Genomic DNA, 21,707 nt, shown 5'->3' on the forward strand with positions numbered 1-21,707 from the left:
CTCGTCCCCTCACCGGTACTCCGAGAGCCTGCGGTTGACCCCGGCCGTCGCGGCCACCGCACCCAGTACGGCGAGGACGGCGGCCCCGACAGGCAGCCCGCCCAGCGCCCCGCGCCCGTCCTCGGCCGCCGCGTCGAACTCGTCCTGCTCATGGGTGAGTGCCCGCTCCAGGGCGTCGTCGACCTGCTCGAAGGATTCACCCGTGGAGCCCTTCGGGCCGATGACCTGCGTCAGGGCGCTGTCGTACTCGCCCCGGTCGTCCGTCGTCCGAGCCTTCTTGTGGCGTTCCTGCCACTCGGACACGCTCTCGATCGCGGCATCCACCGGCGCCCTCCCCAGGGAGTCGCCGCCGGCGAGCTTCCGCGCGCTCTCGAGCTGTGTGCCGAGTGCCTTCATGCCCGTGCCGTAGTCGGTCTCGTACTTGTCGCGCGTACCGTCCGGGGTGAGGACCGCACCCCGGGCGACCAGCGTGAGGTTCTCGTTCGCGCGCGCCTTCAACGAGTTGATCCGGGCCTTGTTGAGGACGTCGAGCGACTCCTGCCCGTGCACCATCGCGCTGCGCAGCTCGGTCCTGGCCACCGTGTGGCCCACGGCGAGCCACAGCAGCAGCACGGCGGCCGCGGCGGTCGCGGCGAGCAGCCCGTGGTTGAAGACGCGGTTCGTCCTGCGGTAGGTGCGCCGCTGCGTCCACACCAGTGCGGCCAGCGCCACGACGCCGGCGGCCAGCGAGAGGAAGGGCCACTGCCGCGCGTCGGCCGAGTCGGTGCCGAGCCGGCCGGTCTCCGCCGCGTACAGCCGCTCGGCCGCCGGGAGGATCTCGTTCGTCATCTTCTGGTTGGCGTACCGGAGATAGGCGCCGCCGAGCGGCAGCCCCTGCCGGTTGTTGGCCCTGGCGCGCTCGATCAGGCCCGTGTACTCGGGAAGCAGCTCGCCCAGGGTGAGGATCTCCCGGTGCGACGAGGTCGAGGCGTCGGTGCTCGCCGCGGCCTCGACCAGCAGCCGGGAGGCCTCCTTGATGTCCGCCTCGTACGTGGCGAGCACATCCGGGGGCTCCTGCGCCCCCGCCAGGAAACCGCTCGCCGCCATCGTGTCCGCGTCGGCCAGCGAACGGTAGATGCCCGCCGCGCCCGCGCTCAGCGGCTGACTGCGGGTCACCACGTCGTCGGCCGACGAGGCCCGCCCGGAGATCTCCAGGAAGGTGACCCCTCCGAACACCACGACCAGCAGGGCCAGCGCGGCGCCGATGATCTGCAGCCTGCCCGGTTCGGTCGTCGCCGCGGCGCGCAGCCGTTCGGCGGCCACGGACGGGACACCACGGCGCTGCGCGGGTACGGTCACGGGCGCGGACGACTGATCCGGCCCGGGCTCACGCAGCGCGGTCCCGCTCGGCGGGTGTGTCACTTGACCTCCCCCTCGGTCACCGACGTCGGCCCTGGCCCCGGCCGATCGGGGGACGACGAGTCATGGCCAGAATTATGGCCCCATGGAACCCGGTCCACCAGGAATGCCCAAATCCCGTGGTGTCCCCCCGTATTCGATCAGTATGAGCGCAAGGTGATCAAGGTGAGCGGCCGGGCGTGCCCTCGAGCGGACCTGGCTCCCCGTCATTCTCCCCGTCATTCTCCCCACCATGGACACGATCGGAACGGCGGATCGGTTCCCGAACCCGCCGGTTCCCGGACGCAACGGACGTCCCGCCCGGCGCCGCGCGGGAGGCCCGTCACGTCCGGTGAACCTCAGGCGTACTGTGCCCGCAGCCTGTTGTGCGCCGCCGGAGCGGCCCCCGTGTGGTCCAGGCCCAGCAGTCCGGCGCCCAGCACCGGCGGCGCGGAGACGACCCGGACAACCGCCTTCGGGGCGCGTACGGCGAGGAGTTCGGCGATCCGGCGGTCCAGGGCCGGGTGGCGTGCCGCCAGCACGCTGCCCCCCAGCACCACCGGCACCTCCTCCTCCAGCAGGCCGAGCCGGGTCAGCGAGACCGCGGCCATCGCCACGACCTCGTCGCCGAGCCGGTCGACCAGATCACGGGCGATCCGGTCACCGGCCGCGGCGGTGGCGAACAGCACCGGCGTCATCTCGTGCCGGCGCGCGTACGGGACGTGCCCCAGGTGCAGCGCCTCGATCAGCGCGTACATCGAATCGAGCCCGAAGTGCCCCGGCAGGGTCCGCGCCAGCTCGGTCGGTCCGCCGCGGCCGTCCTCGGCCCTCGCCGCGAACCACATCGCCTCCTCCGCGAGCCCCGAACCGCCGCCCCAGTCACCGGACATCCGGCCGATCGCGGGGAAACGGGCGGTGACTCCGTCCGGCCGCATGCCGACGCAGTTGATCCCCGCCCCGCACACCACGGCCACCCCCCGGGGCCCGTCGACCCCGGCGCGCAGTATCGCGAAGGTGTCGTTGCGGACCTCCACGGTCCGGCCCCACGCGCGGGCCTCCAGGGCCCTCGCCAACTCCTGCTCCTCGACCGGCAGATCGGCGTTGGCCAGACAGGCCGACACATGCTCGACACCGTCCACCCCGGCCCGCGCGAGGGCGGGACGGACCGCCTCGGCCAGTCCGTCCACGGCCGCGCCGACCCCGACGACCGGCGGCTGGAAGCCGCCACCCCGCGCGGCGCCGAGGACCGTGCCGTCGGCGCCGATCACGGCCACGTCCGTCTTGCTGTTACCCGCGTCGATCGCGAGCACATGTGCGGTCAGGCCCACGCCAGGTGCTCCCGGTTGTGCGCGATCAGCTTGTCGGTGAGCGCCTCGGCGTACTCGAACTGCCCGATCAGGGGATGGGCCATCAGCGCCTTGAACACCCGGTCCCGGCCACCGTGCAGCGCCGCTTCCAGAGCCAGGTCCTCGTACGCGGTGACGTGCCCGATCAGCCCGGCGTACAGCGGGTCGAGCGCGGGCACGGCGAGCGGTGCCGCGCCCGTGCCGTCGACCCGGGCCTGCACCTCGACCACCGCGTCGTCCGGCAGGAAGGGCAGCGTCCCGTTGTTGTACGTGTTGACCACCTGGACGGCCGAGCCGCCCCCTCCGAGCAGCGAGGAGGCCAGGTCCACGGCCGCCTCCGAGTAGAAGGCCCCGCCCCGCTTGCCCAGCAGCGCGGGCTTCTCGTCCAGCGTCGGGTCGCCGTACATCGCCAGGAGTTCCTTCTCCATGGCGGCGACCTCGGCGGCGCGGGAGGGCTTCGTGCCCAGCTCCCTCACGACCTCGTCATGGGCGTAGAAGTACCGCAGGTAGTAGGAGGGGACGACGCCGAGCCGGTCGACGAGCCGGCGGGGCATGCGCAGGTCGCCGGCGATCGTGTCGCCGTGCTCCGCGAGCAGCCTCGGCAGGACGTCCTCGCCGTCCGGGCCGCCCAGGCGCACCCCGAGCTCCCACGTCAGGTGGTTGAGCCCGACATGGTCGAGGTGCACCTCGGAGGGCGTCACGTCGAGCAGCGCGGCGAACTTCCGCTGGAAGCCGATCGCCACGTTGCACAGGCCGACGGCCTTGTGACCGGCCCGCAGCAGCGCCCGGGTGACGATCCCGACCGGGTTGGTGAAGTCGATGATCCAGGCGTCGGGATTGGTGCGGCGTACCCGCTCGGCGATGTCCAGGACGACCGGGACGGTGCGCAGTGCCTTCGCGAGGCCGCCCGCCCCGGTGGTCTCCTGCCCGACGCAGCCGCATTCGAGCGGCCACGTCTCGTCCTGGTTGCGGGCGGCCTGGCCGCCGACGCGGAGCTGGAGCAGCACCGCGTCGGCCCCCGCGACGCCGGCGTCCAGGTCGGAGGTGGTGACGATCTTCCCCGGGTGCCCCTGCTTGGCGAAGATCCGCCGGGCGAGGCCGCCGACCAGCTCCAGCCGGTCGGCCGCCGGGTCGACGAGCACGAGCTCCTCGACCGGCAGGGTGTCCCGCAGCCGGGCGAAACCGTCGATCAGTTCGGGGGTGTAGGTGGACCCGCCACCAACTACTGCGAGCTTCATGGATCTCAGCCCTTTACTCCGGTGAGGGTGACGCCTTCTACGAAGGCCTTCTGTGCGAAGAAGAACACGATGATGACCGGCGCCATGATGAGCAGCGTCGCGGCCATCGTCAGGTTCCAGTTGACCGCGTGGGCGCTCTTGAAGGACTCCAGGCCGTAGCTCAGCGTCCAGGCGCCCGGGTTCTGCGCCGCGTAGATCTGCGGGCCGAAGTAGTCGTTCCAGCAGTAGAAGAACTGGAAGAGCGCGACCGCCGCGATGCCCGGCTTGGCCATCGGCACGACGATCTTGAGCAGCGTGCGGAACTCGCCGCAGCCGTCGACCTTCGCCGACTCGATGTACTCCTGCGGAATGGTGAGCAGGAACTGCCGCAGCAGGAAGATCGAGTAGGCGTCGCCGAACGCCATGGGGATGATCAGCGGCCACAGAGATCCCGACAGGTGGAACTGCTGGGCCCACACCAGGTACATCGGGATGATGATGACCTGGGGCGGCAGCATCATCGTGGAGATGACGAGGACCATCGCCGTACGTCGGCCGCGGAAGCGGAACTTGGCCAGGGCGTAGGCGACCGGTACCGACGAGCACACCGTGAACACGGTGCCCAGCAGTGCGTACATCAGCGAGTTGCGCCACCAGTCGAGGAATCCCGGGGTGTGGAAGACCGCCGAGTAGTTCGACCAGTTCCAGGAGTCCGGCCACAGGTCGCCGCTCATCGCCTGCGCGTCGCTCATCACCGAGGTGAGGAGGACGAAGACGAACGGCAGGACGAAGAACAGGGCGAGCGCGACGGCCACGGAGTGCACCGCGATCCAGTTCAGGACGCGCCTGCGCCGGTGCCTGGCCGCGTCCGGGCCGCTCGGGCGACTCGTCACGGCGGTGTCCGGCCTGGTCAGGGTGGTGATGGACATGAGGGTCTAGTCCTCCGCCGGGATGAGGCCGACGCTCTTGCGCATCAGCAGAAGGGTGACGGCCATGGCGATGGCGAAGAGTACGAGGGAGAGCACGCACGCGGCGCCGGTGTTGAAGTTCTGGAAGCCCATCGAGTACACGAGCTGCGGCACCGTCAGGGTGGAGTGGTCCGGATATCCGGGCTGGATCACCGTGCCGGGGCCGATGGAGACGCCCGAGGCGAGCTTCCCCGCGACGAGGGCCTGCGTGTAGTACTGCATCGTCTGCACGACACCGGTGACGACGGCGAAGAGCACGATCGGGGTGATCGCCGGCCAGGTGACGAAGCGGAACTTCGTCCAGGCGCCCGCGCCGTCGAGCTCGGCGGCCTCGTACTGCTCCTTCGGCACGTCCAGCAGCGAGGCCATGAAGATGACCATCAGGTCGCCGATGCCCCACAGGGAGAGCAGCACCAGCGAGGGCTTCGACCAGTTCGGGTCGTTGAACCAGTTGGGGCCCTGGAGGCCGATCCACGAGAGCACCTCGTTGACCGGGCCCGTGGACGGGTTGAGCAGGAAGACGAAGGCGACCGTGGCCGCGACCGGCGGCGCCAGGTACGGGATGTAGAAGGCCGTGCGGAACAGCCCGACCCCCGTCCTGATCTTCGTGATCAGCAGGCCGACGCCGAGGCCGAACACCACGCGCAGCGCGACCATGACGACGACCAGCCACAGCGTGTTCCACAGCGCCGGGCCGAACAGCGGCATCTGCTCCAGCACGTACCGCCAGTTCCGCAGCCCGACGAAGGTGGGCGCCTTGATCTGGTTGTAGTGCATGAAGGAGAAGTAGACGGTCGCGATCAGCGGGTAGCCGAAGAAGACCGAGAATCCGACCAGCCAGGGCGAGAGGAACCCCAGGGTGCGCAGTCGCGCACGGTTCCGCTTGCGCCGCAGCGGGGAGTTGCGGGGAGCCGGGTCGGTCACCCGCCCGGCGGACTTCGCCGGGGTGGAGAGGGACAGTGCCATGACTCGGCTCCTCAGCTTTCCGACTGGAGGTTGTCGGCGTCGATCTGTTCGTCGAGTTCCTTCAGGGCCCGGTGCAGGTCCTTGGTCCTGCCCGCTTCGACGGACTGGGCGAAGTCCTTGAACGAGGTGATGTACTGACCGCCGTTGTCCGAGGGCGGCACGGCCTGGCTGTGCGGGTTCCGCGCGATATCGATGAACGTCCGGAAGGCGGGATCGGCGTCCAGGTCGGGTGACGAGAGCGCCTCGAAGGTGGACGGCACGTTGTGGATCGCGTTGGCGAAGCGGACGACCGGCTCGGTGTCGACCGTCAGGTACTTCACCAGCTCCCACGCCGCGTTCTGGTGCCGGCTGCTGTGCGCGATGCCGGCCACGGTGCCCGTCAGGTAACCGCGTCCGTAGGTGTCCGCCTGGTCGTCGGGGACCGGCAGCGGGGCGACACCCCAGTCGAAGTCCGCCCCGGCCTCGTCGAGCATCAGCCCGCGCCACTCACCGTCCAGGTGCATGGCGAGCCTGCCGGTCAGGAAGCCGTTCTGGGAGGACATCTCGTCACCGAAGCGGGCGCGGAGCCGCTCCAGGGCGTCGTGCCCGCCCTGCGCCTCGGTCAGATCGCGCATGGTGGTGAAGAAGTCCTCGGTGCGGGGCTCGTCGGCGAGCTTCGCCCTGCCCTCGTCGTCGAAGTACTCCGGCCCCCACTGCGCGAACATCCGGTCGGGGGAGTTCTGGTAGAGCTGGAAGTTCGGCATGAAGCCGGCACGCTCCAGCGAGCCGTCCTCGCTCTTCCGCGTCAGTTCGACGGCGGTCGCCTTCAGTTCGGACATCGTGCGCGGAGGCCGGCTGATCCCGGCAGCCGCGAAGGCGTCCTTGTTGTAGTACATGCCGAACGCGTCGGCGAGCAGCGGTGTCGCGCACTGGACGCCCTCGTACCGCGTGTAGTCCAGCAGCGTCTTCGGGAAGACCTTCGTCTTGTCGACCCCGGTCTTCTTCATGAAGGGGTCGAGGTCGACCCACATGCCGGAGGAGCAGTACTGGCCGACGTTGTTTGTGGTGAAGGACGTGACGACGTCGGGTGCGTCGTCGCCACCGGCGCGCAGCGCCTGGTTGACCGTCTCGTCGCTGACGTTGCCGGTGGAGACGACGTCGATGTTGGGGTGGAGCTTCTCGAACCGGGCGATGTTCTCGTCGATCGCCTTGACCTCGCCGGGGGCCGACCAGCCGTGCCAGAACTTCAGCGTGACCGGTTTCGTGGGGTCGTCGGTGTCGCTGCCCGTGCTCGGACTGGCGCAGCCGGACAGCAGCACGGCGGCTGCGCCGAGCGCCAGGGGCACGCGGGTACGAATGCGCCGTGGCGCCATGGCGGACTTCCTTTGCGGGGTGCGGGGAGACATCGGTGCGGGAGCCCGGGCGCGTGGGGTTCGCCGGGCATGGCGGTGCCGTCCGGGCCGCGGGGGGACGGGCGGCACGGCAGGGGCGGTTCGGGTGGGTCAGGCGGTGTCGAAGACGCTGTCGCGCGCCTGGGCGAGGGCGGTTCGCAGCGCGCCGGTCAGGATCGGATCGCCGTCGATGTCGCTGGTGCGGAGCAGCGGTCTGGGCAGCGCCAGGCCCGTCATCTCGGCCTCGACCCGTCGGCGGAGGTCCTCCCCGCCTGCCTGGGCGACGAGGCCCGAGAGGACGACCAGTTCGGGATCGACCACCGCGACCACGGACGCGAGGCCGGTGGCCAGCCTGCGGGCGATCTCGGCGCACACGGCCTCGTCGGCGAGGGCCTCGGCCGGCGGCCTGCCTCCGGCGAGGGCGCGCACTGCGGGGCCGGACACCTGGCTCTGGAAGCCGCCTCCCGCGTCCGGGCCGGCCCACGCCGCGGTGCCGCCGCGAGCGAGCGGGGCGCCGGGCAGCGGCATGTAGCCGATCTCCCCGGCGCCGCCCGTGGCGCCGCGCAGGAGGGTGCCGCCCAGCACGATCGCGGCGCCCACGCCCTCGTCGATCCAGACCAGCACGAAGTGGTCGTGGTCCTGCGCGGCGCCCTCGTACTGCTCGGCGACGGCCGCGAGGTTCACGTCGTTCTCGATGACGACCGGTCTGCCGAGCACCTCGGCGAGGTCGGCGGTCAGCGTGCGCGAGTGCCAGCCGGGCAGATGGGGTGCGTAGCGCAGCCGTCCGGTGTGCGGGTCGATCGCGCCAGGGGTGCCCACCACCACGGCGGCGAGGTCGTCATGGCCGAGCCCGGACGGACGCAGGGCGCCGTCCACGGCCTCGGCGACGAGCTGCGCGGTGCGGTGGCGTACGTCCTCCGCGACCGCGTCGGCCTCCACCCGGCAGGTGCCGACCACCGTTCCGGTGATGTCGGCGACCACGGCGTCGATGCCGGTGGGGCCGACCGAGAGCGCGGCGACATGGCCGGCGGACGGGTCGATCTCGTACAGCACGGCGTTGGGCCCGGGGCGCCCGCTCTGGCTGCCCGTCGAGCGGACCAGACCCGCCTCCTCCAGCCGCGCCAGCAGCTGGGAGGCGGTGGGCTTGGAGAGTCCGGTCAGCTCGCCGATGCGGGTGCGGGTGAGGGGCCCCTGGGCGACCAGGAGATCGAGCGCGGCCCGGTCGTTCATGGCGCGCAGGACGCGGGGGGTGCCCGGTGTGGTGCCTGCCATGAGCGACGCCCGCCTTCTGTTAGGAAACTTTCCTATCGATGAGAGGAAGGTAGAGGTGCCGTCACGGAGCCGTCAATGGGAAGCGCCCCCGAGGCAACCAAAGCGTTACCTCCCCCGCGACGGAGAGGCGGGGGAGGCCGTTACCTGCGGGGGCGCGGTCCGTGTCGGCTGTTCGGTCGGAAGCCGTGTCACTTCGCCAGGTTCGGCGGCGGTATCGGGGTCGCCGCCAGCGACTGCGGCGACGTCGCCGAGGCGTACGCCGACGGGGCGGCCATGCCGGCCGTCGGGTCCGGGGTCGCGGAGCCGTCCGCCTCGACGGCGAGCGGGCCGACCATCCGGATGCCGGCCGCGTCCAGGGCCTGCTTGATCCGCCAGCGCAGCTCGCGCTCGACCCCCAGCGACTTGCCCGGCATGGTCTTCGCCGTGACCCGTACGGTCATCGAGTCCAGCAGCACCGCGTCCAGGCCGAGGATCTCCACCGGGCCCCACAGCCGCTCCGACCAGGGCTCCTCCTTGGTCATGGCCCCGCCCGCCTCGGCGATCGCGGCGCGCACCCGGTCCAGGTCCTCCGTCGGACGGACCGTGACGTCCACACCGGCCGTGGACCAGCCCTGGCTGAGGTTGCCGATGCGCTTCACCTCGCCGTTGCGGACGTACCAGATCTCGCCGTTGTCGCCGCGCAGCTTGGTGACGCGCAGGCCGACCTCGATGACCTCGCCGGAGGCGACGCCCGCGTCGATCGAGTCACCGACGCCGTACTGGTCCTCCAGGATCATGAAGACACCGGAGAGGAAGTCGGTGACGAGATTGCGCGCACCGAAGCCCAGGGCCACACCGGCCACCCCGGCGGAGGCCAGCAGCGGAGCCAGATTGATCTGGAAGGCGCCCAGGATCATCAGGGCCGCGGTGCCGAGGATCAGGAACGACGTGACCGACCGGAGGACGGAACCGATGGCCTCCGAGCGCTGGCGGCGGCGCTCGGCGTTCACCAGCAGGCCGCCGAGAGCCGTGCCCTCCACCGCCTGGGCGCTGCGGTTCATCCGGTCGATGAGATTGGTCAGGGCACGCCGGATCAGATAGCGCAGCACGATCGCGATGGCGGCGATGAGGATGATGCGGAGGCCGGTGTTCAGCCAGGTGGACCAGTTCTCCTCGACCCAGCTCGCGGCGTTCCCGGCCCGTTCGGCGGCTTCGTCCAGCGAGTCCGCGGCACCGGGAGACGGAGCCGCGGCCAGGAGGGCGGACAGGGACACGGCGGGGACCTCCAGGTGGGGCGACAGCTGACCAACCACAGTAACGAAGCGGGGGAAGCGGTTCGTTGCCGCTGAGGGAGGAGAGACACGTCTCACCCGCGGAGGCGGTGTCCACGGCCGGACCCACGGTGGTGCCGGCCACCCAGGTGGCACACGGGTTCCGGGACGTCCGTGCCGTTCGGGCGGCCGGCCGGTGAGAAAAATCCCTTCGGCCCGTTACCCGTACGTGGTGGCGCTCGGACCAGGCATGAGGGGAGACTGAGACCGGATCGTCCCGGCGCGAGCCACGCGTCGCCGGCGTACAAGGAGGCATCCGCGTGCCGCACGTCCTGGTTCTCAACGCTTCGTACGAGCCGCTCGGCGTCGTACCTCTCCGCCGCGCGCTCGTCCTCGTCCTCGAGAACAAGGCCATCTGCCTCGAGGAGTCGGGCTCCTTCATGCACAGTGCCACCCGCGCCGTGCCCGCGCCCAGCGTCGTCCGCCTCAAACGGTTCGTACGGGTCCCCTACCGGGGGCCCGTTCCGCTCACCCGCCGGGCGCTCTTCGCGAGGGACGGTGGCCGCTGCATGTACTGCGGGGCCGCCGCGACCAGCGTCGACCACGTCATCCCGCGCAGCCGTGGCGGGCAGCACGCCTGGGACAACGTGGTGGCGGCCTGCCGCCGCTGCAACCACGTCAAGGCGGACCGCCATCTGCCCGAGCTGGGCTGGCGGCTGCGCCACCAGCCGGCGCCGCCCAGCGGTCTCGCCTGGCGGATCATCGGGACCGGGCACCGGGACCCGCGCTGGCTGCCCTACCTGCAGCCGTTCGGCGCGGACGACGTGATGGCCCGGATCGACGGCGTCTCCGCCTGAGAACCGGGCCATCGGTGTCCGGGGCCTCGGCCCGGGGCCATCAGTCCTGCTCCTGGTCCTGCTGCTGCTCCTGCTCCTGCTCCTGTGCGGCGACGGCGTAGGCCTCGACCGACCAGAGCGAGTAGCCGTACGGCGTGGCCCGGCCGTCTCCCTGGACCCTGATGAAACGGGTGTCCTTCGCGTCCATCCGGACCGACTCGCGCCCGCCCCCGCCGTCCGGCACGGTCGCCGCCGTACGCCAGATACGGCCGTCCGAGGAGACCTGTACGCGGTAGCGGGAGGCGTAGGCGTCCTGCCACCGCAGGACCACCCGGCCCAGTCGCACCGGCCGGGGCAGCTCGGCCTGCCACCAGGCTCCGTCCTCGACGGGTGAGGACCAGCGGGTCTCGGGGTCGCCGTCGGAGGCCGCCGCGGCGGGGAAGTCCGGAGTCTCGTCGCCGGACGAGGACGCCACGGCCGTACGCATCAGATCGGGGCCCGCCGTGCGCGGGAAGGCCCGGACGGTCAGGGTGCTCTCCTCGCCCTCGAAGCGCAGCGGAACCTCGTACTCGCCGGCCGGGGTGCCGTCGGGCACGGTGATGTCCACGGGGACGTCGGTGCGCGAGCCCCGTGTCACCGTCGCCTGCTTCGGAACCTTCACCTCGATGCCCTTGGGGGCCTTCGCCGTGAGTGCGCCCTTCACCTTGCCCGGACGCCCGCCGGCCAGCCGCGCCTCGACCCGCTGCGTGCCGCCGCCGATCACGGCGTCCGTCCGGTCACGGACGAGGCCGAGCCGGGCCGCGGGCTCGTCCGCGAACCACGGGACGAGTGCCCGCACCTCCGGGGCGTCCGATGCCCCGGGCGTGCCCATGACCCCCGGGGCCGGGAGGTCGAAGAAGACGGGACGGGCGGAAGGACCGGTGACCCGCAGCGCGTCCACGCGCAGACCCTTCACCGCCGTCTGCGTCCAGCCCGCCGCCGAGAGGGGGCCCAGACCGCGCCAGCCCTCGCCCGGGACATGGGCTTCCAGGACCCCGTCCGCAGCCGTTTCGCCGGGCCGGGCCAGCGTGGTGACGGCCGCCAGCGGGCGGGCGCCGTCGAGCCGGAGCGTGTAGCCCCGCGCGTCCCGGCTCGCCGTCCCCGCGTCGCGGTCGGTGCCGTTCCAGGCGCCGGCCTCCTTCAGGACCCTGTCCAGGAACGGGTCGAGGACGCCCTTGCCGACCGTCGCCGTGCTCGCCCGGATCTTCTCGCGCAGCGGTTCGAGCGCCAGCTGGGCCTGCCAGGCGGCCGCCCCGTCGCCACGTCGCTGTGCCCCCAGCAGGTCGACGGCCAGCTCACCCGCCCTGCCGTACCGGGCCAGCTGCTCGGTCCACGGCCGCACCTCGTCCTGGAGCCGGCCGCTCGCGGGGGCTCCCAGCCGTGCCTGGGCCTGCCGCATCACACCGAAGGCGGCCCGCAGCTCCCGGGACGCCGCGTCGCCGCCCGCCGCGTCGCCGTCCGCCGCGTCCGCGGCCGCATGCGACGCCCAGAACGCCTTCAGCAGCGGCCGGAGGTACGCGGACTCGTCGCCGCCCAGCACAGAGGTGGCGCTGTTGCCCGCCAGGGCGCCCAAGGCCGCCCGGGTGGCGGCGTCGCCACCCGCCAGGTCGTCCACGGCGGCCCGCCAGGAGTCCTGCGGCCGGTAACCCTTCGGGTTCCAGGCGAAGTCGGCGGCCGTGAACAGGGGGATGCGGGACGCCGAGGGCTGCTGCATGGCATTGGCGAGCAGCGCCGCCGAGCCGCCGGCCACCGCCGGGTCACGGCCGGTGTACGGGCCGAGGAAGATCCGGTCCTGCGCGTAGTCGTTGACCGGGTAGTTGTCCATGGTGACCAGCGGGCGCCGGAAGACCGCCCGCGCGTCCGCCAGCTCGCTCCCGGTGATCGTCTTCGGCACGACACCGACGCCGGTCCAGCCCACCTGCACCCGGTCGTCCAGCTCCTCGGCGAGCGCCGTGCGGTAGGCGGTGGCGCCGTCCTGGTAGAACTCGGTCGGCATGACCGACAGCGGCTCCGCGCCCGGGTGCCGCTCCGCGAGGTGCCGGGCGACCGCGCTCGCGACCCGGGCCTGCGCCCTGGCTGCCGCCTCCGGTCCGCTGCCGAACGTCTCCGCGTCCCGGTCGCAGTGCCACTCGCTGTAGCTGACGTTCTGGAACTGCAGCTGGAAGACCCGCACGCCCAGGGCCCACATCGCGTCGATCTTCCGGGTGAGGGCCCGGAGGTCCGTCCCGGAGGACATGCACATCGCCTGCCCGGGCGAGACGGCCCAGCCGAGCGTCACGTGCTCGGCCCGCGCCTTCGCGGCCAGCGCGCGGAAACCGTCGCGCTCGTCGGCCGGGTAGGGCTCCCGCCAGCGGGTCTGCCGGTACGGGTCGTCGCCGGCGGCGTAGAGATAGCGGTTCTGCTTCGTGCGGCCCATGAAGGTGAGCTGGGCGAGCCGTTCCTCGCGGGTCCACGGCTGCCCGTAGAAGCCCTCGGCCATCCCGCGCACGGCGGTGCCCGGCCAGTCGCGGACCACGGCTCCGGCGACGGTTCCGTCCCGCACGAGCTGGCGCAGCGTCTGGACGGCGTGGAACAGGCCGTCCTCGCCGACACCGTCCAGCGCGACCGTGGGCCGGTCCGAGGTCCTGCCGACGGCGAGGCGGTAGCCCCCGGACGGCAGGTCGGAGCGTTCGGGTGAGCCGAGCGCCCGCAGCGCCCGGCCCGCGTCGGTGCCGCCGAGCCGGATCACCGGGCCCCTGCCGGGCAGGGCCTCGTGCACCGTGCGCACCCCGGCGTCGCGCAGCAGCGCCCTGAGCGCCTCCACGGCGTACGGATCGGCTGCCGCGTCGGCGACGAGGGTGGCCTCGGTGCCCAGGGCGACGGCCCGGCCGGTCGCCTCGATCGACTGCGGCCGGGGCCAGACGGCGGGCAGCGGGGTGTCGCCGACGCGGTCCTCGGCGGTCGCGGCGGGGGTGACGGGCGCCGCGACCGCGGCCGGGGCGAGCGGGCCGAGCAGCCCGCCGATCACCGCCACTGCTACGGCCGTCGCATGCCTCCTGCGCCCGAGCTGCACGCCGCACTCCTTCGAAAGATCCCCGCCCGGCCATGGACGTCCGAGCCCACCACCGGGGCGCGGGGGTGTCAATGCGCATGGCCGTTTCGACGTAAATGCACGAAATGTTGATCGGTGCGGAGTGTGGGCGTCCGAGGGTGAGGCGCCGGATGGCCGAAAACCACCCATACGCCACGTACGGCGGAACGGAATGTGACTTACGGCACGTTGGGCTCGTTGTCATAACGCCTATGTCACGTCCACGCCTGCTCCCGCGCCCGCTGGGTAGGCCTGCTGTGTCCTGTTGTCCATGGCCAGGAGGCCAACGTGCCCGCTTCCGCGCAGCTTCTGCTCTCCGCCCTCTCCAAACAGGTACCGAGCCCCACGGGTCCCGCTCCGCTGGCAGGCGAGAAGTCCCCGACCCTCACCGTCCCTCCGATGATCAGTGAACTCCCGCTCGCCGATGTGACCCACCTGACCGGTGAACCCGCCTTCGCCGACAGCGCACCGCTCACCAGCGAGCCCCCGCTCGCCGACGCCACACCTCTCACGAGCGAGCCACCGCTCGCCGCCGTCGCCCCTCTGACCAGCGAGCCGACAGCACCCGGCACCGCAGGGGGCATGGAGTCCCCAGGAGTCTGAATGGGCTTGTCCCGGCTCGCCGCACTGCACGGCGTCGCCACCTCCTTCTCCCCGTCCGCGGATCTCACGGTGTCCGTCCCCGACGACACGGTCACGGCCGTGCTCGCCGCGCTGGGCGTCGACGCCGCCACTCCCGCGGCCGTACGGAGATCCCTCGAAGCCGCCGAATCGGCGGCGGCCTCCCGACTGCTCCCGCCGACGGTGGTGGCCTGGTCGGGAGAGCCGCTGCCGACGGTGCTCACCGCGCTCCCGTCCGGCGCGGTCCTGACGGTCGACCCCGAACCCGGCACCGCCGATCCGTCCCCGCCCCTGCGCATGCGCGTGCTCCCCGTCCCGGCCACGCCCGCGCCGGACGCGCGACAGACGCCTTCCTGGTGGACCGAACCGCCCCTCGGCGTCCACCGGCTGACCGTCCGCACCCTGGACCACCGCTACGCCACCGCCACGCTCGTCGTCGCGCCGGACCGCGCACCCCAGCCGCCCGCCCGCGCGCACGGGTTCCTCGTCCAGCTCTACTCGATGCTGTCCGAGCGTTCCTGGGGCATGGGCGACCTCGCGGACCTGGCCGACCTCGCCGCCTGGGCGGGACGGACCCTGGGCAGCGACTTCGTCCAGATCAACCCGCTGCACGCCGCCGTACCGGGCAGGCCGACCGACCCCTCGCCGTACCGCCCCTCCTCGCGCCGATTCCCCGACCCCGTGCACCTGCACATCGAGTCGATCCCCGAGTACGGCCATGTCACGGAGCCCGGCAGGGCGGCCTTGGACGACCTGCGCGAGCAGGCCGCCGCACTGCGCGAAGCCGTGCTGAACAAGGGCGCGCTGATCGACCGGGACGCCGTCCGGGATCTCAAGTACCAGGCCCTGGAGATCGTCCACGAGGTCCCGCTGACGCCCGGCCGCCGCGCCGCCTACTGCGACTTCCTCGCCGAGCAGGGGCAGGCCCTGGAGGACCACGCCCTGTGGTGCGCCCTGGCCGAGGTGCACGGCCCCCGGTGGCGCGCCTGGCCCGAAGGGCTCCACGACCCCCGCTCCCCGGAGAGCGCGCGGGCCCGGGGCGCGCTGCTCGACCGGGTCGACTTCCACTGCCGGCTGGCCTGGCTGACGGACACGCAGCTCGCCACCGCGCAGAGCTCCGCCCTGGAGTCCGGGATGGCCGTCGGAGTCGTCCACGACCTCGCCGTGGGTGTCCATCCCGACGGCGCCGACACCTGGGCCCAGCAGGACGCCTTCGCTCACGGCATGTCCGTCGGCGCGCCGCCCGACGCCTTCAACGCCCAGGGCCAGGACTGGGGCCTGCCGCCCTGGCGGCCCGACGCCCTCGCGGCGTCCGGCTACGCCCCCTACCGCTCCCTGCTGCGCGGCCTCCTCGCCCACGCCGGAGCGCTGCGCATCGACCACGTCATGGGGCTCTTCCGGCTCTGGTGGGTGCCGGAGGGGCACCCGCCCACCGAGGGCGCGTACGTCGGTCAGGACGCCGAGGCGATGCTCGCGGTCCTCGTCCTGGAGGCGCACCGGGCCGGTGCCGTCGTCATAGGGGAGGACCTGGGCACCGTCGAACCAGGCGTGCGCGAGGCGCTCGCCCGGCGCGGGGTGCTCGGCACCTCCGTGCTCTGGTTCGAGCGCGACTGGGACGGCACCGGCCGCCCGCTCGCCCCCGAGAAGTGGCGCCAGGACTGCGTGGCCACGGTGACCACCCACGACCTGCCGTCCACCGCCGCCCGGCTGACGGGGGAGCACGTGACGCTCCGCCACCGGCTCGGCCTGCTCTCCCGGGGCATGGAACAGGAGCTGGCCGAGGACGCCGCCGACACCGCCGAGTGGCTGGCCTACCTGGCCCGCCTCCGGCTGCTGCCCGAGGGTGACGGCGACGAGGAGGCGGCCGTCCGTGCCGTCCACCGGTTCCTGCTGCGGACCCCGGCCCGGATGGCCGGGGTCTGGCTCCCCGACACCGTCGGGGACCGCCGCCCCCAGAACCTCCCCGGCACCTGGGACCAGTACCCCAACTGGCGCCTGCCCATCGCCGATGCGGAAGGCCACCCCGTCACGCTGGAGGAGATCGCCGCCTCGCCCCGGCTGCACCGGCTGATGGCCGTCCTGCGGGACGGCCCCGAGGTCCGTACGGCACCCCCGGGCGCGCGCCCGTCGTAGGCGTTCGCTACGTTTGCACCGTGGACAAGAAGAACGCTATGCGCGCCGGCGCCGTCGCGGCCGGTACGACGCTGATGATGCTGCTCATGTCGTCCCCCGCGCTCGCGCTCACCCGCGACGACGGCGACGACCCGGGTCCGGGCCTGAACATGATGGAGACCCTCGGCCTCTTCGTCGTGGCCCCGATCGTCCTGTTCCTGGCGATCGCGGCCCTCGTCATGGTCCTCGACAAGTCCAAGAAGCAGGCCTAGTCAGGCGCCTGACGTGCGCCGCCGGTACGACGTACCGCGCGGCGCACCGTCATGTCCGGGCGCCCGGTAGGTTTCGGCCATGACCGAGTGGGACGTCAAGAAGCTCCGCATCCTGCGCACCCTGCGCGACCGCGGCACGGTCACCGCCACGGCGGAAGCCCTGCTCATGACCCCGTCCGCCGTCTCGCAGCAGCTCACCAACCTCGCCCGGCAGCTCGGCGTCCCGCTGCTGGAGGTGCAGGGCCGGCGCGTCCGGCTCACCGACGCCGCGCATCTCGTACTGCGCCACGCCGAGGCGGTCTTCGCCCAGCTGGAGCAGGCGGACGCCGAGCTGACCGGCTATCTGCGGGGTGAGGCGGGCGAGGTGCGGGTCGGTGCCTTCTCGACCGCGGTGCCCGCGCTCGTCGTACCCGCCGTGCGGCTCCTGGAGGCCGAGGACCGGCCCGGGCCCCGGGTGCGCGTACGGGAGGCGGAGGCGGCCCAGGCGTACGAGCTGCTGTCGGCCGGAGAGGTGGACCTGGCGCTCTCGCTGGCGGCGCACGCCCCGACGGCCCAGGACCCCCGCTTCACGCTGCTGCCGCTCCTGGCCGACCCGCTGGACGTGGCTCTGCCCGACGGCCACCGCCTCGCCGGGGCGCCCGGGCTGCGGCTGGCCGACCTCTCCCGGGAGGCCTGGATCTTCGGCGGGTCAGGCCCGTGGTCGGAGATCACCACCGCCGCGTGCGAGGCCGCCGGTTTCGTTCCCGAGCAGGCCCACAGCGCCTCCGGCTGGACGGCGATCCTCGCCATGGTGCGGGCGGGCATGGGCGTCGCGCTGATCCCCCGCATGGTCTCGGCCTCCGACCGGCCTCACGACGGCGTGGTGATGCGGGTCCTGGAGGCGGACCGGCCGTACCGCCACGTGGTGGCGGCCGTACGGCAGGGCGCGGAGAGCGGCCCGGCGCTCGCACGGGTACTGGCGGCGCTGCGGCGGGCGGCCGACCAGAACGTTCAGCAGAACTGAAGGAACCGTACGAAAACTTTCGCTGGACCTGATCGGTCGGGTGGCGGCACAGTGGGAGGCATGCCCACCGACAAGATCCAGACGGAGCCCGATTCCACCGACCCGCACGCCAACGACGCGGCCCCCTACGGCGGCGGTGACCCCTACGCCGACTACCGCGCGGGCGACTTCCCCTTCACCGAGCTGGTCGATCTCGCGGACCGGCGGCTCGGCGCGGGCGTCATAGCGGCCAACGACGAGTTCTTCGCCGAGCGGGAGAACCTCCTGATCCGCGAACCCGCCGTCTTCGACCCCGAGCGCTTCGGCCACAAGGGCAAGATCATGGACGGCTGGGAGACCCGCCGCCGCCGGGGCACCGACGGGGACCACCCCTTCCCGGCTCCCGAGGACAACGACTGGGCGATCGTGCGGCTGGGCACGCCCGGGATCGTCCGTGGCATCGTCGTCGACACCGCCCACTTCCGCGGCAACTACCCGCAGCGCGTCTCCGTCCAGGCCACGGCCGTGGAAGGCGCTCCCGGGCCGGAGGAACTCCTCGCCGACGACGTGAAGTGGGAGGAGCTCGTCCCGCCGACGCCCGTACGCGGTCACGCCGCCAACGGCTTCGAGATCACCGGCGGGCGCCGCTACACGCACCTGCGGATCTGCCAGCACCCCGACGGCGGAATCGCCCGCCTCCGGGTCCACGGCGAGGTCGTCCCCGACCCGGCCTGGCTCGCGGCCCTGGGCACGATCGACCTGATCTCGATCCTGAACGGCGGGATGTACGAGGACGCCTCCGACCGCTTCTACTCCTCGCCGGCCCAGATCATCCTGCCGGGCACCTCCCGCAAGATGGACGACGGCTGGGAGAACCGCCGCCGCCGGGTCCGCGACACCAACGACTGGGTCCGCTTCCGCCTCCCCGCGCAGGGCGCGGTCCGCGCGGTCGAGATCGACACGGCCTACCTCAAGGGCAACGCGGCAGGCTGGATCAGCCTCCAGGGCCGCGACGGCGAGTCGGGCGACTGGTTCGAGATCATCCCCCGCACCCGGCTCCAGCCCGACACCCCGCACCGCTTCCTTCTCGACACCGAGGCCGTGGTCACCCACGTACGGCTCGACACCTTCCCCGACGGGGGAGTGGCCAGGATGCGCCTGCACGGCTCGCTCACGGAGACGGGCACGACCGAACTGGCCCGGCGTCACCGGGAGTCGGCCGGGTAACACCGGATCGCTTCACCACAGGGCTCCCGCCCGGCGGACGGCTGCGCGACACGCGCCCGCCCGCCGGGCGGTTCTCATGCCCCGGTCACGCGGTCGCCGCCGCCGCGTCCGCCGCCTGGGCCCTGAGCGCGCGCTCCACGCCCGCCCGGGACTCCGACATCAGCCGGCGCAGGGCCGCGCTCGGCTGCGCCGAGTCCAGCCAGGCGTCCGTGGCGTCCAGGGTCTCCTGCGAGACCTGGAGAGCCGGGTACAGGCCGACCGCGATCTGCTGGGCCATCTCGTGGCTGCGCGAGTCCCAGACGTCCTTGACCGCCGCGAAGTACTTCTCCGTGTACGGCGCCAGCAGCTCACGCTGGTCGGTCTGCACGAAGCCGCCGATGACCGACTCCTGCAGGGAGTTCGGCAGCTTGTCCGACTCGACGACCGAAGCCCACGCCTCGGCCTTCGCCTCCTCGGACGGCTGGGCCGCACGCGCGGCAGCCGCGTGCCGCTCACCCGCTGCCGTCCTGTCGCGCTCGTACTCGGCGGCGATCTCCTCCTCGTCCAGCAGGCCCGTCGCGGCCAGGCGCTGTACGAACGCCCAGCGCAGCTCCGTGTCGACGGCCAGCCCCTCGATCTCCTGGGTACCGTCCAGCAGCGACTGCAGCACGTCCAGGTGGAGCGGGCTGCGCGCCGTCGCGGCGAAGGCGCGGGCCCACGCCAGCTGGTGGTCACCGGCCGGCTCCGCGGCACGCAGATGCGCCAGCGTCGCCTCGGTCCACTGGTTCAGACCCGCCTCGCGCCACTCCGGGGCGGCGTAGAGGTCGAGCGCCAGCTTCACCTGGCGGTGCAGCGACTGCACGACGCCGATGTCCGTCTCCTTGCCGATCCCGGAGAGGACCAGGGCCAGGTAGTCACGCGTCGCCAGTTCGCCGTCACGCGTCATGTCCCAGGCCGAGGCCCAGCTCAGGGCGCGGGGCAGGGACTCGGCGAAGTCGCCCAGGTGCGCGGTGACGACGCGCAGCGACTCCTCGTCGAGGCGGACCTTCGCGTACGACAGGTCGTCGTCGTTGAGCAGGACCACGGCAGGGCGGGCCGTGCCGGACGGGAACGGCACGGTGGTGCGCTCGCCGTCGACGTCCAGCTCGATGCGGTCCGTACGGACCAGCTTCCCGGCCCCGTCGAGGTCGTAGAGGCCGATGGCGATCCGGTGCGGGCGCAGCGTCGGCTCGCCCTTCGCCCCGGCGGGCAGCGCGGGGGCCTCCTGCAGCACGGTGAACGAGGTGACGTGGCCGTCGCCGTCGGTCTCGATCTCCGGGCGCAGGATGTTGATGCCGGCCGTCTCCAGCCACGCCTTCGACCAGGTCCTCAGGTCACGGCCCGAGGTCTCCTCCAGGGCGCCCAGCAGGTCCGACAGGCGCGTGTTCCCGAAGGCGTGCGCCTTGAAGTACGCCTGCACGCCCTTGAAGAACGCGTCCTTGCCGACGTACGCCACGAGCTGCTTCAGGACGGAGGCGCCCTTCGCGTACGTGATCCCGTCGAAGTTGACCAGGACGTCGTCGAGGTCCTGGATGTCCGCCATGATCGGGTGCGTCGACGGCAGCTGGTCCTGCCGGTACGCCCACGTCTTCATGGAGTTGGCGAACGTGGTCCAGGAGTGCGGCCACTTCGACCCCGCGGCGTCCGCCTGGCACGCGATGGAGGTGTACGTGGCGAACGACTCGTTCAGCCAGAGGTCGTTCCACCACTCCATGGTGACCAGGTCGCCGAACCACATGTGGGCCAGCTCGTGGAGGATGGTCTCGGCGCGCGTCTCGTAGGCGGCGTCGGTGACCTTCGAACGGAACACGTACTGGTCGCGGATGGTGACCGCGCCCGCGTTCTCCATCGCCCCGGCGTTGAACTCCGGGACGAAGAGCTGGTCGTACTTGGCGAACGGGTACGCGTAGTCGAACTTCTCCTCGAACCACTCGAAGCCCTGCCGGGTGACCGCGAAGATGTCGTCCGCGTCGAGGTACTCGGCGAGCGACGGCCGGCAGTAGATGCCGAGCGGCACGGACCGGCCGTCCTTCTCGTAGCTGCTGTGCACCGCGTGGTACGGACCGGCGATCAGGGCCGTGATGTACGTGGAGATCCGCGGCGTCGGCTCGAACGACCAGACGTCGTCCTGCGGCTCCGGCGTCGGGGAGTTGGAGATCACCGTCCAGCCGGACGGCGCCTTCACGGTGAACCGGAAGGTCGCCTTGAGATCGGGCTGCTCGAAGCTGGCGAACACCCGGCGGGCGTCCGGCACCTCGAACTGGGTGTAGAGGTACGCCTGCTCGTCGACCGGGTCGACGAACCGGTGCAGGCCCTCCCCGGTGTTCGTGTACGAGCAGTCGGCCACGACCTTCAGCTCGTTGGTACCGGCCAGGAGGTGCTTCAGCGTGATCCGGGAGTCCCGGAAGACGGCGGCGACGTCCAAATCCTTGCCGTTGAGCACGACGTCGTGCACGGCCGGGGCGACCAGGTCGATGAAGGTCTCCGCACCGGCCTCGGCGGAGTCGAAGCGCACGGTGGTGACGGACCGGTAGGTGCCACCCTCCTGCGCGCCGGAGAGGTCGAGATCGATCTCGTACGCGTCCACGGTCAGCAGGCGCGCCCGCTCCTGTGCCTCTTCGCGGGTCAGATTCGTGCCAGGCACGCGGTCATCTCCTTGATATGCGACGTTTTTGGTCATCCTTCCACGTGGGGCGGGTGCGGCGCGATGTCCGCCACCCAGGGTAGGGCTGGGTCGGCGCCATCCGGTAGCTACGCTGTTCCT

Annotated in this window: 16 protein-coding genes; 6 read left to right on the forward strand and 10 right to left on the reverse strand. The window is 72.2% G+C overall.

Features of this window, described 5'->3' with window-relative positions:
- Positions 1 to 9 precede the first annotated feature (9 nt).
- From ABT001_RS30995 to ABT001_RS31030, 8 genes are all read right to left on the reverse strand, one after another.
- The gene (locus tag ABT001_RS30995) at positions 10 to 1,401 is read right to left on the reverse strand and encodes a GlnX family signal transduction membrane protein (protein ID WP_351284437.1); all 1,392 of its coding nucleotides are present in this window, start codon (positions 1,399 to 1,401) and stop codon (positions 10 to 12) included.
- A 335-nt stretch (positions 1,402 to 1,736) separates the two neighbouring features.
- Positions 1,737 to 2,705 carry an N-acetylglucosamine kinase gene (locus ABT001_RS31000; RefSeq protein WP_351284440.1) on the reverse strand — a complete coding sequence of 323 codons (969 nt, stop codon included), beginning with the start codon at positions 2,703 to 2,705 and terminating at the stop codon, positions 1,737 to 1,739.
- The gene (locus ABT001_RS31005; protein WP_351284443.1) at positions 2,696 to 3,961 is read right to left on the reverse strand and encodes a 6-phospho-beta-glucosidase; all 1,266 of its coding nucleotides are present in this window, start codon (positions 3,959 to 3,961) and stop codon (positions 2,696 to 2,698) included. The genes ABT001_RS31000 and ABT001_RS31005 overlap by 10 nt, the downstream gene beginning before the upstream one ends.
- 5 nt (positions 3,962 to 3,966) lie before the next feature.
- Positions 3,967 to 4,869, reverse strand: a complete 903-nt coding sequence (locus ABT001_RS31010; protein WP_351284446.1) for a carbohydrate ABC transporter permease — start codon at positions 4,867 to 4,869, stop codon at positions 3,967 to 3,969.
- A 6-nt stretch (positions 4,870 to 4,875) separates the two neighbouring features.
- Positions 4,876 to 5,874, reverse strand: a complete 999-nt coding sequence (locus ABT001_RS31015) for a carbohydrate ABC transporter permease (RefSeq protein WP_351284449.1) — start codon at positions 5,872 to 5,874, stop codon at positions 4,876 to 4,878.
- Positions 5,875 to 5,885: 11 nt separating this feature from the next.
- On the reverse strand, positions 5,886 to 7,226 hold the full coding sequence (locus tag ABT001_RS31020; RefSeq protein WP_351284451.1) for an ABC transporter substrate-binding protein: 1,341 nt from the start codon (positions 7,224 to 7,226) through the stop codon (positions 5,886 to 5,888).
- Positions 7,227 to 7,355: 129 nt separating this feature from the next.
- Entirely contained in the window at positions 7,356 to 8,516 is a 1,161-nt protein-coding gene (locus ABT001_RS31025; protein ID WP_351284453.1) for an ROK family transcriptional regulator, read from the reverse strand.
- A 188-nt stretch (positions 8,517 to 8,704) separates the two neighbouring features.
- Complete coding sequence (locus ABT001_RS31030) at positions 8,705 to 9,769, reverse strand: mechanosensitive ion channel family protein (protein WP_351284455.1); 1,065 nt, start codon at positions 9,767 to 9,769, stop codon at positions 8,705 to 8,707.
- Between the two features lie 317 nt (positions 9,770 to 10,086).
- Here ABT001_RS31030 and ABT001_RS31035 point away from each other — a divergent pair, with 317 nt between their 5' ends.
- Positions 10,087 to 10,623 (forward strand): HNH endonuclease, encoded by a 537-nt coding sequence (locus ABT001_RS31035; protein WP_351284458.1) that lies wholly within the window; start codon positions 10,087 to 10,089, stop codon positions 10,621 to 10,623.
- Between the two features lie 40 nt (positions 10,624 to 10,663).
- On the opposite strand, the gene ABT001_RS31040 is transcribed toward ABT001_RS31035, so the two are convergent.
- Positions 10,664 to 13,693, reverse strand: a complete 3,030-nt coding sequence (locus ABT001_RS31040; RefSeq protein ID WP_351284461.1) for a beta-N-acetylglucosaminidase domain-containing protein — start codon at positions 13,691 to 13,693, stop codon at positions 10,664 to 10,666.
- A gap of 306 nt (positions 13,694 to 13,999) precedes the next feature.
- Between ABT001_RS31040 and ABT001_RS31045 the strand changes: the two genes are divergently transcribed.
- From ABT001_RS31045 to alc, 5 genes are all read left to right on the forward strand, one after another.
- Entirely contained in the window at positions 14,000 to 14,314 is a 315-nt protein-coding gene (locus tag ABT001_RS31045; protein WP_351284464.1) for a hypothetical protein, read from the forward strand.
- Positions 14,315 to 16,465 (forward strand): 4-alpha-glucanotransferase, encoded by a 2,151-nt coding sequence (gene malQ, locus ABT001_RS31050; RefSeq protein ID WP_351284467.1) that lies wholly within the window; start codon positions 14,315 to 14,317, stop codon positions 16,463 to 16,465.
- 20 nt (positions 16,466 to 16,485) lie between these two features.
- Positions 16,486 to 16,716, forward strand: coding sequence for a hypothetical protein (locus ABT001_RS31055; protein ID WP_502967550.1), 231 nt, complete (start codon positions 16,486 to 16,488; stop codon positions 16,714 to 16,716).
- 79 nt (positions 16,717 to 16,795) lie between these two features.
- Positions 16,796 to 17,719, forward strand: a complete 924-nt coding sequence (locus ABT001_RS31060; protein WP_351284469.1) for a LysR substrate-binding domain-containing protein — start codon at positions 16,796 to 16,798, stop codon at positions 17,717 to 17,719.
- Positions 17,720 to 17,779: 60 nt separating this feature from the next.
- On the forward strand, positions 17,780 to 18,925 hold the full coding sequence (gene alc / locus ABT001_RS31065; RefSeq protein ID WP_351284472.1) for an allantoicase: 1,146 nt from the start codon (positions 17,780 to 17,782) through the stop codon (positions 18,923 to 18,925).
- 85 nt (positions 18,926 to 19,010) lie between these two features.
- On the opposite strand, the gene pepN is transcribed toward alc, so the two are convergent.
- The gene (gene pepN, locus ABT001_RS31070) at positions 19,011 to 21,587 is read right to left on the reverse strand and encodes an aminopeptidase N (RefSeq protein WP_351284475.1); all 2,577 of its coding nucleotides are present in this window, start codon (positions 21,585 to 21,587) and stop codon (positions 19,011 to 19,013) included.
- Positions 21,588 to 21,707 lie beyond the last annotated feature (120 nt).

This window comes from Streptomyces sp. NPDC002793 (genome assembly GCF_040295485.1).
Taxonomy (GTDB): domain Bacteria; phylum Actinomycetota; class Actinomycetes; order Streptomycetales; family Streptomycetaceae; genus Streptomyces.